General features: G+C 38.3%; 15 protein-coding genes. 14 read left to right on the top strand and 1 reads right to left on the bottom strand.

The window, feature by feature from the left end:
* Nucleotides 1-2: 2 nt before the first annotated feature.
* The 12 genes from priA to asnS all read left to right on the top strand — a co-directional run bounded on the left by priA (nucleotide 3) and on the right by asnS (nucleotide 13,376).
* Nucleotides 3-2,378: a replication restart helicase PriA gene (priA, locus tag BUB05_RS04630; protein WP_073047889.1), complete on the top strand. Its 2,376-nt coding sequence runs from the start codon at nucleotides 3-5 to the stop codon at nucleotides 2,376-2,378.
* 12 nt (nucleotides 2,379-2,390) lie between these two features.
* Nucleotides 2,391-2,846: a peptide deformylase gene (gene def, locus BUB05_RS04625; protein WP_073047886.1), complete on the top strand. Its 456-nt coding sequence runs from the start codon at nucleotides 2,391-2,393 to the stop codon at nucleotides 2,844-2,846.
* Nucleotides 2,839-3,777 carry a methionyl-tRNA formyltransferase gene (gene fmt / locus BUB05_RS04620; RefSeq protein WP_073047883.1) on the top strand — a complete coding sequence of 313 codons (939 nt, stop codon included), beginning with the start codon at nucleotides 2,839-2,841 and terminating at the stop codon, nucleotides 3,775-3,777. The genes def and fmt overlap by 8 nt, the downstream gene beginning before the upstream one ends.
* A gap of 1 nt (nucleotide 3,778) precedes the next feature.
* Nucleotides 3,779-4,465 (top strand): zinc metallopeptidase, encoded by a 687-nt coding sequence (locus BUB05_RS04615; protein ID WP_073047880.1) that lies wholly within the window; start codon nucleotides 3,779-3,781, stop codon nucleotides 4,463-4,465.
* 214 nt (nucleotides 4,466-4,679) lie between these two features.
* Nucleotides 4,680-5,993 (top strand): 16S rRNA (cytosine(967)-C(5))-methyltransferase RsmB, encoded by a 1,314-nt coding sequence (gene rsmB / locus BUB05_RS04610; protein ID WP_073047877.1) that lies wholly within the window; start codon nucleotides 4,680-4,682, stop codon nucleotides 5,991-5,993.
* Between the two features lie 53 nt (nucleotides 5,994-6,046).
* Entirely contained in the window at nucleotides 6,047-7,078 is a 1,032-nt protein-coding gene (rlmN, locus tag BUB05_RS04605) for a dual-specificity RNA methyltransferase RlmN (protein ID WP_245819748.1), read from the top strand.
* A 3-nt stretch (nucleotides 7,079-7,081) separates the two neighbouring features.
* A complete protein-coding gene (locus BUB05_RS04600) occupies nucleotides 7,082-7,807 on the top strand; it encodes a Stp1/IreP family PP2C-type Ser/Thr phosphatase (RefSeq protein WP_073047871.1) in 726 nt (241 codons plus the stop codon).
* A 13-nt stretch (nucleotides 7,808-7,820) separates the two neighbouring features.
* Nucleotides 7,821-9,836: a Stk1 family PASTA domain-containing Ser/Thr kinase gene (gene pknB / locus BUB05_RS04595; protein WP_094762707.1), complete on the top strand. Its 2,016-nt coding sequence runs from the start codon at nucleotides 7,821-7,823 to the stop codon at nucleotides 9,834-9,836.
* On the top strand, nucleotides 9,826-10,710 hold the full coding sequence (gene rsgA, locus BUB05_RS04590) for a ribosome small subunit-dependent GTPase A (protein ID WP_425430035.1): 885 nt from the start codon (nucleotides 9,826-9,828) through the stop codon (nucleotides 10,708-10,710). The genes pknB and rsgA overlap by 11 nt, the downstream gene beginning before the upstream one ends.
* A complete protein-coding gene (rpe, locus tag BUB05_RS04585; RefSeq protein ID WP_073047866.1) occupies nucleotides 10,707-11,363 on the top strand; it encodes a ribulose-phosphate 3-epimerase in 657 nt (218 codons plus the stop codon). Before rsgA ends, rpe begins: the two co-directional genes overlap by 4 nt.
* Nucleotides 11,356-11,988, top strand: a complete 633-nt coding sequence (locus tag BUB05_RS04580; protein WP_073047863.1) for a thiamine diphosphokinase — start codon at nucleotides 11,356-11,358, stop codon at nucleotides 11,986-11,988. The genes rpe and BUB05_RS04580 overlap by 8 nt, the downstream gene beginning before the upstream one ends.
* Before the next feature lie 2 nt (nucleotides 11,989-11,990).
* Nucleotides 11,991-13,376, top strand: a complete 1,386-nt coding sequence (gene asnS, locus BUB05_RS04575) for an asparagine--tRNA ligase (RefSeq protein ID WP_073047860.1) — start codon at nucleotides 11,991-11,993, stop codon at nucleotides 13,374-13,376.
* A 233-nt stretch (nucleotides 13,377-13,609) separates the two neighbouring features.
* Here the strand turns inward: asnS and rpmB are convergent, their stop codons facing one another.
* Nucleotides 13,610-13,801 carry a 50S ribosomal protein L28 gene (rpmB, locus tag BUB05_RS04570; RefSeq protein WP_073047857.1) on the bottom strand — a complete coding sequence of 64 codons (192 nt, stop codon included), beginning with the start codon at nucleotides 13,799-13,801 and terminating at the stop codon, nucleotides 13,610-13,612.
* A gap of 147 nt (nucleotides 13,802-13,948) precedes the next feature.
* Between rpmB and BUB05_RS04565 the strand changes: the two genes are divergently transcribed.
* Together BUB05_RS04565 and BUB05_RS04560 are read left to right on the top strand one after the other, a co-directional pair.
* Nucleotides 13,949-14,302, top strand: coding sequence for an Asp23/Gls24 family envelope stress response protein (locus BUB05_RS04565; protein WP_073047854.1), 354 nt, complete (start codon nucleotides 13,949-13,951; stop codon nucleotides 14,300-14,302).
* A 17-nt stretch (nucleotides 14,303-14,319) separates the two neighbouring features.
* Nucleotides 14,320-15,936: a DAK2 domain-containing protein gene (locus tag BUB05_RS04560; RefSeq protein ID WP_073047851.1), complete on the top strand. Its 1,617-nt coding sequence runs from the start codon at nucleotides 14,320-14,322 to the stop codon at nucleotides 15,934-15,936.
* Nucleotides 15,937-15,986 lie beyond the last annotated feature (50 nt).

The following is a 15,986-nucleotide window of genomic DNA, read 5'->3' as shown; positions in this document are numbered from 1 at the left end:
GCATGATCAGGTATTTTAATATTATCATAAGCAACAAATCCAGAAATACAGACAAGGCATATTGTTACAAGACCAATTCAAGTTCTTGTGAAGATATCCTTACAGGAAGAAGGGTATTGGTGAACTTCAACAATTCTCTTATTGTAGGCATTGTAGTGTCCGAAGAGGATTCAGCAGATATTGATCCGGGAAAGGTTAAGGAAATAATATCTGTAATAGATGAAAAACCCATTGTTGACAGTGATAAAATAATTTTGGCGAAATGGATAAGAGAAACATATCTTTCAAGATTCAACGAAGCATTTTCATTGATGAATCCGCCAATGTCAAAAATTGAAGTATGCATTAATAAATCATGTAAATCAGATTTTGAGATGGATACTCTGCCTGTTGGAAAATGGATCTCCTTGAAGAAACTGACTGATATCCTGAAGGACAGGAAAACTTTTGAAATTTTGAATACCTCTTTTGAAAACAGACTTGTGATTATTGAATCAAGAGACAAGTCTTTTGAAAAGAAAGTCACTGAAACCGTTCACCTTGTTAAAGAGGATTTTGAGGACCATGTGAGAAAAAATTCCCACAAGCAGCTACGTATACTTTCAGCACTGAGAGATAGTCCAGTAGAAATAAGAAATTTGATAAAAATTACCGGATCAACAAGGAGTGAGATTGTCAAGCTTTGCAAAAAGGGCTTTGTTGATATTTCAACCTCAATATCTGCGGAATCTTCTGCAGCAAAGGTTGTGAACAGGGGAGATGTGATAATAAATGACAGACAGCGAGATACCGTAGAAAGCATTTTGAATTCAAATGTTAAAAGACATCTTATTCATGGTGTTACAGGAAGCGGGAAAACTGAAGTCTATATGAAAATCATTGAAAATATCATTGAAGAAGACAAATCTGTAGTTTATCTCATTCCCGAGATATCCCTGACTCCACAGACTATTGAAAGATTCAAGAGGAGGTTTGGAGACAGGATTGCAATAATACACAGCAGGCTTACATCAAAGAAAAGGATGGATGAATGGCTGAAAATATACAATGGTGAATGTGATATAGTCATAGGACCAAGGTCGGCTCTCTTTACTCCTGTCAGGAATCTTGGAGCAGTCATAATAGACGAATCCCACGAAGATTCATACAAGTCTTCGTCATCGCCTAAATACGATACAATAGAGGTTTGTGAAAAGCTTACGGAAATAGGTGGTATAAAGCTTGTTCTTGGAACAGCCACACCGCTTGCCGGTATTTACTTGAAAGCAATAAGGAATGAATATGCCCTGCACAGCATGCCTGAAAGAATAAGTAGGGCACAAATGCCCAAGATAAAAGTGGTTGACATGAGGAATGAATTAAGCAGCGGCAATGCAGGTGTTTTCAGCACGGATTTGAAGGAAGCGCTAATATCTGCATATGGCAGGAATGAGCAGTCGATACTTTTTTTGAACAGACGGGGTTATTCCAGCTTTGTATCTTGCAGAAACTGCGGTTATGTTGTAAAATGTGATAATTGTGATGTTTCAATGACCTACCACAGCATGAAAGGATATCTTATCTGTCATTACTGCGGTTCAGCGAAAAAAATTGACCATAATTGTCCCCAGTGCGGAAGCACATATTTCAAAAGTTTTGGAATAGGTACCGAGCGCATTGAAGAGGAAGTTAAAAAACTTATACCAGAGGCCAGGGTAAAAAGGATGGATTTTGATACTGTTAATAATATTGAGGACTATAATGGGGTTTACAATGATTTCAGGGACAGGAAAATAGACATTTTGGTTGGTACTCAGATGCTTGCCAAGGGGCTTCATTTTCCACATGTTACAGTAGTGGGTGTCGTATCTGCGGATTTGACAATAAACCTGCCGTTTTTTAATTCAAATGAAAAGTCATATCAGCTTCTCACTCAGGTAAGTGGCCGTGCTGGAAGAGGTGACAAGGATGGCAATGTATTCATTCAAACATATGATCCTGAAAATTACAGTATAGTTGATTCAAAAAACAATGATTATTTATCTTTCGTAAAAAAAGAGCTGTATTTGAGAAAGGAATTCAGATATCCTCCTTACATAGAGATAATGACTATAACGGTGTCTTCAATATATGAAGACAAGTTGAAGCTTTTCGTGGATAAAAAGTATATGGAGTTGAAAGAGACTATGGCTGGATTGATTTCAGGCAGGAAGATGCTTCTATACCGCCCCATGAACAGCAATATTTACAGAATTAAAAAGAAATACCGCATATCAATAACCATGAAATATAAGAAGAACGATGCAGAAGTAATTAAGAATAATTTAAGAAAAATATTATTAAATAAAAGTTACAAGGATATGGAAATTTCGTTGGATTTAAATCCGACATTTATATAAGGAGAGGATACTATGGCAATTAGAAAATTGAGAGTTGAAGGTGACTCAATATTAAGAAAAAGAAGCAGGGAAGTAGAAAAAATAGATGGCAGAATCCTGGACCTGCTTGATGACATGCTTGAAACCATGTATGAAAATGATGGGGTTGGCCTTGCAGCAGTTCAGGTAGGTATTTTAAGAAGAGTGGTAGTAATTGATGTAGGTGAAGGTCCTGTTAAGCTTATCAATCCCGTTATTGTTGAAAAATCAGGAAGTCAGATATTTACAGAGGGATGTTTGAGTGTTCCGGGTAAAAATGGAGATGTTGAAAGACCCGGAAAGGTTGTTGTTGAATATATGGATGAAAAAGGAGAGAATCAGACTATGGAGGGAGAAGGGCTTAAGGCTGTTTGTTTAAGTCACGAGCTTGACCATCTTAATGGTATTCTTTTCATTGACAAGGTGATCAAAGAGGAAAGTAATGAGTAGAATAATCTACATGGGTACTCCTGAGTTTGCAGTGCCTGCACTTGAGAGAATACACAATGAAGGCCATGAGGTTGTATTGGTGGTTACCCAGCCGGACAAGTCAAAGGGACGGGGCAAGAAAATTCTTAAGACTCCTGTAAAAGAATCGGCAGAAAAACTTGGGCTTGAAATATTTCAACCTGACAATATCAACAGTGAAGAAAGCATGAAGGTACTTAAATCATATGATGTTGACTTTATTGTAGTTACTGCTTACGGACAAATATTGAAAAAGGAGATACTTGAGATTCCGAAATTTGACTGCTTAAATATCCACGCATCCCTTTTGCCGAAATACAGAGGGGCTGCGCCTATTAATTGGGCGATTATTAATGGTGAAAAAAAGACAGGAATAACTATAATGAAAATTGAGGAAGGGCTTGATTCCGGTCCCATGTATTTGAAGAAAGAAATGGACCTTAATGAGGAAATAACGGCAGGGAATCTCCATGACAGACTTATGGTCATGGGGGCTGAAATGATAGTTGAAGCGATTAAAGGTATTGCCGACAAAAGGCTGGTACCGGAGGAACAGGACCACAAAATGTCTTCCTACGCATCAATGCTCAAAAAAAGCATGAGTCTGATAGACTGGAACGACAAGGGATTGAATATACACAACAAGATTAGAGGGCTTGATCCGTGGCCGGGTTCAGTAATGATATACAAAGATAAGAAGGTGAAGATTTTCAATACTGAATATATTGTGGAGAATCATGATTATGACTCCGGTACAATAGTTTCAATTGACAACACGGCTATAAAGGTTGCTGTAAATGACGGCTATCTCATAATAAAGGAAATTCAATTTCCAGGCAAGAGAAGGATGGATATCAAGACCTTTCTTTTGGGAAATGAAATAGAAATCGGTTATGAATTAAGAGGTGAATAAAATGTTTTTTTATGACTCAACTTTTCTGCTGCTAATACCGGCTATAATAATATCCATGTATGCCCAGCAGAAGATTCAAAGTACATTCAGAAAGTATTCAAGGGTGTTTTCAGGAGGAAGTTATTCTGGACATGATATTGCCAGGATGATACTTGACAAGAACGGTCTTGAAAACATCAGAATTGAGCATGTTAGAGGAAATCTTACAGACCATTACGATCCTAGAAGCGGTGTATTGAGATTGTCTGATTCAGTTTACGGAAACAGGTCAATCGCGGCCTATGGAGTTGCCGCCCATGAAGTCGGTCATGCAATACAGCATTCAAAAAGATATATGCCTCTTGAAATAAGAAACTCAATGGCACCCGTAGTGAGCTTCAGTTCCAGGGTGGTTTGGCTGATTATACTATTGGGCTTTTTCCTTGGCATTGCAGGTTTCATCAAAATAGGAGTGTTTTTATTTTTGGCAGTGGTGATTTTTCAGCTTGTTACACTTCCAGTGGAATTTGATGCAAGCAGCAGGGCCATTGTGCAGCTTGAAAGCCTTGGTATTCTTTACGATGATGATATCAAAGGTGCAAGAAAGGTTTTAAATGCAGCTGCCCTGACATACGTTGCTGCAGCATTGACGGCAGTAAGCCAGCTGGTAAGGCTGTTGATCTTGTCAGGATATGGTAGAAGAGATTAAAGGCTGAAATTTCAGCCTTTTATTTATAGCTTAAGAAAGTTAAATATGCATAACCCCTTGAAGCATTGGTGTTATGCGATCAAGGAAACTTTCTTAGCCTCTTAATAACCTCTCACGCGGTTAACGCGTCGAAGACGCTTTCTTGTGGATTGGTGTTTACCGCAATTATGTATTCTGATTAAGTGAAATTAAATAAATTAAACTGGGAGAAGTTATGAAATATAGAAAGTATGTGGTCGATTCTCTTTACAAGGTTCTTACTGAAGGGAAATATTCAAATATTGAATCTGTATCTGCAATGGGAAGGATGGAAGACAAAAAAGAAAAGGATTTGTATCTCTTCACCTTCAATGGAGTGCTTGAGAATCTTATTTTCGCAGATTGGGTTATAGCCGAGTATTCTTCCGTAAAACTCAGAAAGATAAATGCAAATGTACTGAACATAATGAGGTCGGCAGTTTTTCAAATATTTTTCAGTGAAAGGATATCCAGCACAAGGATAGTGAATGACAGCGTTGAACTGACTAAAAAGTGTCTTTACAAGAGTACAAGGTTTGTCAATGGCATCTTAAGGAATATCGTCAGAAACAAGGAAGAAATTCTAATAAAACTTGATGGAATTGGCGGAATCGAGGGATTGTCAATAAAGTATTCATATCCGATGGAATTCATGAAGCTCATAGTAGAGGAGTTTGGATTTGAAGAAGCTGAAAAATTCTGCATAGCATCGAATTCAAAACCTGAAACCGTATTTAGGGTGAATTCATCAATTATTTCCAGAGATGAATTCCTGAAAAAATATGGCGGCAAATATGAAGTGAAAAAAACTGACACATCAAATTATGGAATAATAATCAGAAATATTCACAGACTGCAGGATATGGATGAATTCAAAAATGGTTTGATCACGCCTCAGGATGAAAGTTCAATATTGGTATCTGAAATCCTTAACCCGGACAAGGATTCAAGAATTATAGACATGTGTTGTGCGCCTGGTGGAAAATGTCTGCATTCGGCAGAAATAATGAAAAACACAGGGAAGGTTATTTGCTGTGATATTTATGGACACAAGTTGAAGCTTGTTGAAGAAACGGCCCTAAGACTTGGCCTTGAAAATATTGAAATAAGGGAACAGGACGGGTTGGAACTGATACCTGAATTTTTTGAGAGTTTTGATTATTGTATAGTGGATGTGCCTTGCAGCAATACGGGCATAATAAGAAGAAAGCCTGAAATCAAATACAATCTCAGGGTTGATGGTTTGAAGGAAATTGAAGAAATACAATATGGCATTCTGGAAAATGCGTCCAAATATCTTAAGAAAGGCGGCAGACTTGTCTATTCGACATGTTCTGTTCTTGATAATGAAAATATCAATCTCGTTAAAAGATTTTTGGAAAACAACAGCGAGTTTGAATTCAAAGGATTTGAGGTTGGCGGGAAAGTTGTTTCAGAGGGATATTTGCAGCTATATCCCCAAATAGACAATATGGACGGCTTTTTTATTGCGTCACTGGTTAAGAACTGATATACAAATCAACTTGGTTTATGATATAATATCAGTGATTTTGGAGAATGAATATGTATATAAATAATTTAGACTATAATGAAATGGAAAAACTTGTTGTTGACAGTGGCTTTCCAAGATTCAGAGCTGATCAGTTGTTCAGATGGATCCATGGGAAAATGGTTAGTGATTTCAAGGAGATGAAAAACCTTCCTAAAACTTTCATTGAATATATGAATGACAATCACCGATTTGACAAGCCGGGGATTCACAAGAGACTGGATTCTTCTCAGGACAATACCAAAAAATATTTGATCGAGCTTGAAGACGGCAATATTATTGAAAGTGTTTATTTGAATTATGATTTTGGAGAGAGTGTCTGTATTTCATCACAGGTTGGATGTAATATGGGATGCCTTTTTTGTGCGTCTACAAAAGACGGCAGAATCAGGAATCTAAGAGCTTCTGAAATGCTGGAGCAGATATATATTATCCAGAAAGACATAATGACCAAAATAAACAGTGTTGTAATCATGGGTTCAGGAGAGCCCTTTGATAATCTTGATAATGTAAAAAGATTCATAGAGATTGTTACAGATGAAAAAGGAATGAATATCAGCAAAAGGAAGATAACACTTTCCACTTGTGGAATTATTCCAGGAATCTATGAAGCATTAGATGAAGGAATGCAATTCAATCTTGCCGTATCGTTGCATTCCGCTGTACAGAAAAAAAGGGACGAGATAATCCCGGCTTCCAAGAATTATCCTCTGAAGGATTTAATAAAAGCTTGTGATTATTATACGGAAAAAACCGGCAGAAGGGTTACTTACGAATACATTATCATCAAGGGATTCAACGATGGGAAGGAAGATTTGAAGGAACTGGTAAAGCTCCTTAAGAACTCAAATTGTCATGTAAATCTTATACCTCTTAATCCAATTGAGGAATTCCATGGGGAAGCGCCTACGCACAGGGAAACGGTTCTTATTAACAAATATTTAAACAGCAACGGAATCAATGCAACAATAAGAAGGGAACTTGGCAGGGATATTAATGCAGCTTGCGGTCAATTGAGAAGGAACTATATTAATAATCGGGAGTGAATTATGAAAGCTTATTACAAAACGGATATAGGCAGCGTGAGAGAGAAAAATGAAGATACAATTTATTATGACAACAGTGGAGATTTTGTAATTGCTATTGTCGCAGATGGCATGGGCGGACACAGGTCAGGAGAAATTGCAAGTAGACTGGCTGTAGAAACCGCTGCCGATTATTTTAATAGAAATATAGGTAAATTCATGGAAATGCCCATGGAATTCTTGAGAGATATTTTCATGTCGAGTTCCACAAGAGTTTTTGATGCTGCATCAACTGAACCTGAATGTGAGGGTATGGGCACCACTATGACCATGATTCTTGCGAACAGAAAGACTGGAAAGCTTTATATAGGAAATATAGGAGACAGCAGGACCTATATAGTAAAAAATGGAGAGATTTTACAGGTTACAGAAGATCATTCCCTTGTTAATGAAATGTTCAAGAAAGGACAAATCACAAAAGATGAGTTGCTGATCCATCCCAAAAGAAATGTGCTGACGAAATCACTGGGAACATTCAAGGATATAGAACCTGATTTCTATATTGAGGAACTGGATGATATTGAAAATATCATACTTTGTTCTGATGGTTTGACTAATTATGTAAACAGCAGCGAGATTAAGGATATTGTCAAAAATAACGAAGGTGAAGAGGTTGTGGAAAAACTTGTTAATGAAGCGAATGCCAGAGGTGGAAGCGATAATATATCGGTTATTGTTATCAACAACTAGATAGAGGTGAATAATGAAAAGCATATTAAATAATAGATACGAGATAATAGAGGAAATAGGCAGTGGCGGAATGGCTTATGTGTATAAGGCAAGATGCAATGTTTTAAATAGATTTGTAGCTATAAAGGTTTTAAAGGAAGAATTTACCAAGGATCAGGACTTCATAGACAAGTTCAAGCAGGAGTCCATGTCGGCAGCCAGACTTAATCACAAGAATATTGTGAATATATACGATACAGGTGTTGACGAAGATATTTACTTTATAGTCATGGAGCTGGTAACGGGGAGAACCTTAAATGAAATGATAGAGGAGGAGTATCCAATACCAGTTGGAAGAGTTCTTGATATTTCACTCCAGATATGCGAGGCATTGGAACATGCACATTCCAATGGAGTGGTCCACAGGGACATAAAGCCACACAATATTCTTATAAACAAGCATAATCTGGTAAAGGTAGCTGATTTTGGCATTGCGAGAGCGGTAACCAATAAAACAATAACAAACAATGACAATACTCTGGGTTCTGTAAATTATTTGTCCCCTGAGCAGGCCAGAGGCGGTTATGTAGATGAAAAATCGGACATATATTCTTTGGGTATTGTCATGTATGAGCTTTTGACAGGAGAACTGCCTTTCAAAGGCGATTCTCCCATTTCCATTGCACTGAAGCATGTCAACGAGAGGGTTATGCCTCCATCGCTCATAAATAAAGATGTTTCGCCAAGAGTCGATGAAATTGTCCTTAAGTGTACAAATAATAAATCGACTATGAGATACAACAGCGTAAGTGAAGTGATTGAAGCAATCAAAAAGATATATGGAAAGTCCGCACTTTATTCAATGCACGAAGAAGGTCTTGGAAGTGAAGAAAAAAACGATGCTTTCAATAAATTCTTTGATGGAGAAGATGAAAACGGCAAAGTTGAAAACCCGGTTGGAAAAAAAAGGAAGGTTAAGGCAAGAAAAAACAAGCCTGAAACCGATGAAGAAGAGGCAGAGGAAAAGGAAGTTGTAAGGGGAAGGTTCAAGTACACCCTCCTTGCAATCATTGCAGCCCTTGTGGTTACAGGGACCGTATCGGTAGTGGCACTGAATATGATTAAGGATTATCTGACTGTCAAGGTGGTTTCTGTTCCTGATCTCATAGGCCTTACAGAGGAAGCGGCAGAGGAAACCGTTCTAAGTCTTGGTCTAAAGTTTAGTGTAAAGGATGAAATTTACAATTCCGAGTATGCAGAAGGTCTGGTTATCAATCAGAATATCAACGAAGGACAGGAACTGAGGGAAGGGTTTCCAATTGAAGTTATTTTGAGCAAGGGGGAAAGGCTTGTAAAGATACCTGATCTTACCCATAAATATTCAAATGAATCAATAGTTATATTGAAGAAGAATGACCTTGCAGAGGGTGATGTCACTTATGAATTCAATGATACTGTACCCTGGGGTCTTGTAATCAGACAGGTGCCTGAAGCCGGGAATATGGTGAAGGAAGGGACTGAAGTGTCATATGTACTGAGCAAGGGACCTGAAGTTGAATATACGCTAATGCCTGATTTGTTGGGCAAGCATGTGGATGATGTTAAGAATATTATTCTGGAAAAAGGTTTTACGGTTGGTGAGATAACATACAAGCCATCTGATGAAGTGGGAATGGACCTGATTCTTTATCAAAGTTATCCAAGCGGAACTGAAGTTGAAATGGGTACTGCAATAAATCTTATAGTCAGTTCAGGCGTCGAGATACAGATTGAAAATCCCGAGGATGGAGGGAATGATGGTCAAGAAGGAGTGAACAGTGGGGTTTCAGGCAGTGGAGAGCTTGTTGTAGAACTTCCACAGGACAAGAACAAAGTACACCTTCTTATTGAAAAGGTACTGGAAGACAAGCGTGTAATTGTATATGAAAAACAGGTAAAAACGGATTTGAGCCCTCTTACAATTAAAATTGAAGGATTTGGAGTTCAAAAATTCGAGATATTCATAAACAGCGAATATTATGGAGTCAAGGAGATAAATTTTGGAGAGTAATATTCAAAAGGGCATCATTCTCAAATCTTTAGGTGGATTCTACTATGTAGACACAGGCAGTGAAATTATAGAGTGCAGGGCCAGGGGGCTTTTCAGGAAACAGTCCATCAAACCTTTGGTTGGAGACAGATGCAGGATTAGAATAACTGAAGAAGATTCGACCATGGGATATATTGAAGAGATCTTCGAACGAAGCAATGAAATCATACGCCCTCCCGTTGCAAATGTTGAACAGGCTATAATTGTATTTTCAGTCAAGAAACCGAATCCGAATTTCAAACTTCTTGATAAGTTTCTTATACAGGCTGAGCTGAACAATATTCAAGCTGTGATATGCATCAACAAGATTGACCTTGACGAGAGGGAAGCTAATAGAATAAAAGAGCTATATGAAAAAGCCGGCTACAGCGTCATTTTGACATCTAAAATGATGCAAGAATCCCTAGATGGCCTTAAAGAAATACTTAAAGGCAAGATTTCTGTGTTTGCCGGACCGTCAGGTGTGGGCAAGTCTACCATGGTCAACATAATAGAGGAAGGCCTGGATTTAAAAACCGGTGAAATCAGCAGAAAATTGAATCGAGGCAAGCATACAACCAGACATGCCGAAATATTCAGGCTTAGTTTCGGCGGGTGGGTGGTTGACACTGCCGGATTCAGCAATTTGAACCTTGAAGGTGTAGACAGATACAATCTCAAGGAGTATTTCATTGAATTCAAGGAATACAATGACTGCAGGTTTACCAGTTGCAATCATTACAAGGAGCCTGACTGCGGTGTAAAGGAAGCAGTGGAAAATGGAGAAATAAGCAGGGAACGATATGACAGCTATGTCGAATTATATAAGGAATTGATTTCAGGAGGAAGGAAATGAAAAAGATTGCGCCATCAATCTTGTCTGCAGACTTCAGCAGACTTGGAGAAGATGTGAAAATGATAGATGAAGCGGGTGCAGAGTATGTGCATATAGATGTAATGGATGGGATGTTTGTGCCAAACATCAGTTTTGGATTACCTGTAATAAAGGCTATTAGAAATGTAACGGAAAGGGTTTTTGATGTTCATCTCATGATAGAAGATCCAGGCAGGTATATAGATGAATTTGCAGATGCAGGGGCTGACATTATAACAGTACATTACGAAGCGACTGTACACCTTCATAGAGTGGTTCAGCAGATTAAAAACAGGGGATTGAAGGCAGGTGTATCATTAAACCCGTCAACTCCGGTTATGTTGCTGAAAGATATAATCAAGGACCTTGACCTGGTTCTTATAATGTCTGTAAATCCGGGATTTGGCGGCCAGTCATTTATCGAAGGGGCAAAAGACAAGGTGATTGAACTTGTGGAACTTAGGGACAAATACAACAAGGAACTGCTCATTGAAATAGACGGAGGAGTAAAGGAAGCAAATATAGGTGAAATCAGCTGTTGGGGAGTGGATGTTTTCGTTGCCGGCTCAGAGGTGTTCAAGGCGGATAATCCTGCTGAAAAAATAAAGCGATTGAAGGAAATAGTAAATGCCTGACAAGTGTCTCATAATTACTGGTGGAGAAAAAGTTTCCAAGGATAGGATTATTTCTTTTGTTGATGAGGATACATTCATAATTTGTGCCGACAAGGGTGGAGAAACAGCTTTTGAATATGGACTGACTCCCGATATTCTATTAGGTGACTTTGATTCCATAGATCCGGAATTATTTAAGAATTTCGATGTTAATGTAATGGAATATCCTGAAGATAAAGACTTTACAGATACCGAGCTTGCAATCAACCATGCATTGGAAAAGGGATTTGAAAAAATCACTGTAGCAAATGCGACTGGAGATAGAATAGACCATGTATTTAGCACTTTTATGTTGCTTTATAAATATAGAAGTACTAATATAATTATTATTGGCAATAATTTTGAAGCATTTATTATAGATGGCGATAAAAGAATATCCAACATGAAAGGCAGAACCTTGTCAATAATTCCTCTGGAAAGGGAGCTTGAAGGAGTATGCCTTGTTGGATTTAGATTTCCTCTTGACAATAGAACCGTCAATTTGGGCGATTCGCTTTGTGTAAGCAATATCATCGAAGAGGATGAAGCTTTAATAAAAATTAAAAGCGGTACTGCCATAGTAATAATAACAGATTTGGAGGATTAGAAATGGAAACGACAGATTTAAGAAAACTCATAGGAAATCCATCGGAATTTTTCAACAAGGAAATAAGACTGGAAGGCTGGATAAAGACTTTGAGAGCATCGAAGCAATTTGGCTTTATTGAAATAAACGATGGTACATCTTTTAAAAACATTCAAGTTGTTTTTGAAGACGGTTTGGATAATTTTAACGAATTGAAAAAGTTCAAGACTGGAGCGGCAATCGAAGTTGAAGGTATTTTAGTTGAGACACCTGATGCAAAACAGGATTATGAAGTCAAGGCTTCCCTTATAGGCCTTATAGCCGACTGTGATTCAAGCTATCCGCTGCAGAAAAAGAGACATACATTGGAATATATGAGGACAATTGCGCATCTTAGACCCAGGGCAAACATTTATTCAGCAGGCTTTAGAATCAGGTCTTCAGCTGCATTTGCAGTTCACAAGTTTTTTCAGGAGCAGGGTTTCATTTATGTCAATACTCCCATAATAACTTCCAGTGATGCTGAAGGTGCCGGAGAGATGTTTAATGTAACAACTCTAAACTATGAGGAAACACTGAAAACGAAGGGAGAGGACTTTTCGGAAGACTTTTTCGGAAGGAAAACAAACTTGACAGTAAGCGGACAGCTGGAAGCTGAAACATTTGCACTGGCATACAAGAATGTTTATACCTTCGGACCGACATTCAGAGCTGAGAATTCAAATACTTCAAGGCATGCAGCAGAATTTTGGATGATAGAGCCCGAGATGGCCTTTACGGACATTAACGGAAATATGGATATGGCCGAAGCCATGATAAAATACATCATAGACTATGTGCTTGAAAACAATAGGGATGAAATTGAATTTTTCAACAAGTTTGTCGACAAGGGACTTATTGAAAGACTTGAAAATGTAAGAAACTCGGATTTTGAAAGGATAACCTACACTGAAGCTGTTGAAAAGCTCATAGCCAGTGGCGAGAAGTTCGATTATAAGGTGGAGTGGGGGATTGACCTGCAGACGGAACATGAAAGATTCCTGACTGAAAGCATTTATGGAAAACCTGTTTTTGTAACGGATTATCCAAAGGAAATCAAGGCATTCTATATGAGACACAATGACGACAACAAGACTGTTGCAGCTATGGACCTCCTGGCACCTGGTGTTGGTGAGATAATCGGCGGTTCGCAGAGGGAAGAAAGACATGATGTACTCATGAAGAAAGTTGAAGAGCTGGGAATAGCTGCGGAGGAACTATGGTGGTATCTGGAACTCAGGAAATTCGGGTGCGCATATCATTCCGGATACGGTCTTGGCTTTGAAAGGCTTATCATGTATTTGACAGGAATAGGCAATATCAGGGACGTAATACCATTCCCCAGAACTCCAAATAATGCAGAATTTTAATAGGTGATAAACTTGTACCGTCAGCCAAGTGGTTGGCGGTATTTTAATGTACATGGTGTTTAAGATAATTCCGGTTTCTGGGAATTATCACTCGCTTGAACGTCAGATAATTCTCGGGACTCGATGTCCTGAGAATTTTAATGTCAGTGTATTTGGGGAGGGAAAAAGGCACAAAAAAAATGCGGAGTATTCTCCGCACTGATTTACAGCAGCATAGCTGCTTTCTTTTCCTACTATATTGCTCTTTCTACCTTTCCAGATCTCATACATCTGGTACAAACATATTTTCTCTTTGGTACACCATTTTCCAGCACTCTTATTCTTCTAACATTAGGTTTCCATGTTCTTTTGATTTTTCTATCAGAGTGAGTTACATTGTGACCTGACATCTTGCCTTTGCCGCAAACTTCACAATACTTAGCCATAATCACACCTCCTATCAGCATAAATAAATATGTAAATTTTCGTTCTTAAATCAACTGTTATATTCTAACATTAAAAAGTATATATTGCAATAAATATTTTAAGCTATTATAATATTCTTTGTAGTAAATAATAATTGGAGGAAAATCATGTCAGTAAAGATTAATAGTGATAATGGATATATAAACATTGATGAGCAAGTTGTAGCAACGTTGTCAGGCATGGCTGCCATAGAATGCTATGGTATAGTAGGCATGGCTGCAAAGAGTGCAACAGAAGGATTCTTTGAACTGGCAAGAAAAGAACAGCTGACCAAGGGTGTTAAAGTTACACTTAAGGAAAACAGTGTGATTATAGATTTGTTTGTTATAGTACAATATGGAGTCAGAATATCAACAGTTGCAGAAAATATTATTGCAAAAGTAAAATACAATATTGAAAAATATACAGGATTGGCAGTAAAGAGCGTCAATGTACATGTCCAGGGAGTACGGGTACAGTAGAATCATAGGAGGACAAAATGAATATTAACAACATAAACAGCGAGGCTATCAGGGAAATAATTCTTAGTATGGCAGCCAACCTGGAGAAGAACAAGAATATGGTGGATGCTTTAAATGTATTTCCTGTACCGGATGGAGACACAGGAACAAATATGCACCTTACTATACAGTCAGCAGTGAAAGAGGCTACGGAATATGAATATACCGATGCCAGAAAAGCTGTCAAGGCGGCAGCGAACGGATCACTTATGGGTGCAAGGGGAAATTCGGGAGTCATACTGTCACAGCTTTTAAGAGGCTTTTCTGAGGGCTTTAAAGATAAAGAGGAAATCAGCACCAAAGTAATAGCGGAAGCGTTAAAATCAGCATCTGATACGGCATACAACGCTGTCATGAAACCAGTCGAGGGGACAATCCTTACGGTGGCAAGAGAATCAGCGGAGAAGGCAATAGAGATATATGCCAAGTATGAGAAAATTGTAGACTTTTTAGAGATTGTTGTCGAACATGCAAAGGATGCATTGAGAAGAACTCCTGAAATGCTTGATGTTTTAAAACAGGCAGGAGTTGTAGATGCGGGAGGACAGGGCCTTGTTTTTCTTATGGAGGGAGCTTTGCTCTATCTCAAGGGTGAAAAGATCGAAGCCATTGATGTCGAAAATGTCGAAATAAAAGACACAGAAGATGAACTTGGGCTTTTTCTTTTTGAAGAAGACATAAAATTTGCATACTGTACGGAGTTTATTATCAACAAGGCTTCCGTAGAAAGGGAGAAATTTCTCGACATAATAAAAAACAAGGGCGATTCCATTGTGTGCATCAAGAACGATGACATTATAAAGGTCCATATCCATACAAATGAACCCGGATACGTTCTTGACAGGGCCGGACAATATGGAGAGCTGATAAATATCAAGATAGACAATATGAGAAAGCAGTTCAGGGACAAGCAGAAATCTGCCAAGCCAATGGAAAAGAAGAAGGATGCATTTATTTCCATAGGAATGGGAGAAGGTGTAAAAAAGGTTTTTGAGGAACTGGGCGTGGATATATTCATATCGGGTGGACAGACTATGAATCCCAGTACGGAAGACATAATGAAGGCCGTTGATTCGGTTAATTCAGACAACATATTCATACTTCCCAACAACAGCAATATAATATTGGCGGCCAACCAGGCAAAGGAAATTTCAGACAAAAATATATTTGTGATACCGACAAAGACCATACCGCAGGGTATTGCAGCCATGATTGCATACAATCCCGAAATAGATGAAACAGAAAATGAGGTTGAAATGCTCAATGCTCTGGCAAATGTTAAAACCGGTCAAGTCACTTATGCAGTAAGGGATACGGTTGTTAATGATATGGAAATCAAGAAGGATAATATAATAACAATCCATGATGGAAAGATAATATCAAACGGTGAAGACAAAAAGGAAGAAACCCTTAATCTTTTAAAGGAAATGATAGATGAGGACAGTTACTTGATCACATTGATCTACGGTGAAGAAGTGGACAAGAAGGAGGCTGAAGAAATTGCAGCTGAAATAGAGGAATACGCTGAAGACTGTGATATAGAGCTGATATCGGGAGGGCAGCCCCTCTATTATTACATTGTATCAGTAGAGTAAGGAATAGCATTATGCTGATTGTCGTGAATAAACGGCTCTTGGTATAATGC

Source organism: Dethiosulfatibacter aminovorans DSM 17477 (genome assembly GCF_900142005.1).
Taxonomy (GTDB): Bacteria; Bacillota; Clostridia; order Tissierellales; family Dethiosulfatibacteraceae; genus Dethiosulfatibacter; species Dethiosulfatibacter aminovorans.
The sequence above is the reverse complement of the archived record's forward strand: the minus strand, read 5'-3'. Positions and strand labels throughout refer to the sequence as shown.

What these genes read in the sequence shown, in the direction of transcription:
- BUB05_RS04560 (WP_073047851.1), top strand. Translation starts at nt 14,320, where the DNA reads ATGAATATTAACAACATAAACAGCGAGGCTATCAGGGAAATAATTCTT.
- def (WP_073047886.1), top strand. Translation starts at nt 2,391, where the DNA reads ATGGCAATTAGAAAATTGAGAGTTGAAGGTGACTCAATATTAAGAAAA.
- fmt (WP_073047883.1), top strand. Translation starts at nt 2,839, where the DNA reads ATGAGTAGAATAATCTACATGGGTACTCCTGAGTTTGCAGTGCCTGCA.
- rpe (WP_073047866.1), top strand. Translation starts at nt 10,707, where the DNA reads ATGAAAAAGATTGCGCCATCAATCTTGTCTGCAGACTTCAGCAGACTT.
- pknB (WP_094762707.1), top strand. Translation starts at nt 7,821, where the DNA reads ATGAAAAGCATATTAAATAATAGATACGAGATAATAGAGGAAATAGGC.
- rlmN (WP_245819748.1), top strand. Translation starts at nt 6,047, where the DNA reads ATGTATATAAATAATTTAGACTATAATGAAATGGAAAAACTTGTTGTT.
- rsmB (WP_073047877.1), top strand. Translation starts at nt 4,680, where the DNA reads ATGAAATATAGAAAGTATGTGGTCGATTCTCTTTACAAGGTTCTTACT.
- priA (WP_073047889.1), top strand. Translation starts at nt 3, where the DNA reads ATGATCAGGTATTTTAATATTATCATAAGCAACAAATCCAGAAATACA.
- BUB05_RS04615 (WP_073047880.1), top strand. Translation starts at nt 3,779, where the DNA reads ATGTTTTTTTATGACTCAACTTTTCTGCTGCTAATACCGGCTATAATA.
- BUB05_RS04600 (WP_073047871.1), top strand. Translation starts at nt 7,082, where the DNA reads ATGAAAGCTTATTACAAAACGGATATAGGCAGCGTGAGAGAGAAAAAT.
- rpmB (WP_073047857.1), bottom strand. Translation starts at nt 13,801, where the DNA reads ATGGCTAAGTATTGTGAAGTTTGCGGCAAAGGCAAGATGTCAGGTCAC.
- BUB05_RS04580 (WP_073047863.1), top strand. Translation starts at nt 11,356, where the DNA reads ATGCCTGACAAGTGTCTCATAATTACTGGTGGAGAAAAAGTTTCCAAG.
- asnS (WP_073047860.1), top strand. Translation starts at nt 11,991, where the DNA reads ATGGAAACGACAGATTTAAGAAAACTCATAGGAAATCCATCGGAATTT.
- BUB05_RS04565 (WP_073047854.1), top strand. Translation starts at nt 13,949, where the DNA reads ATGTCAGTAAAGATTAATAGTGATAATGGATATATAAACATTGATGAG.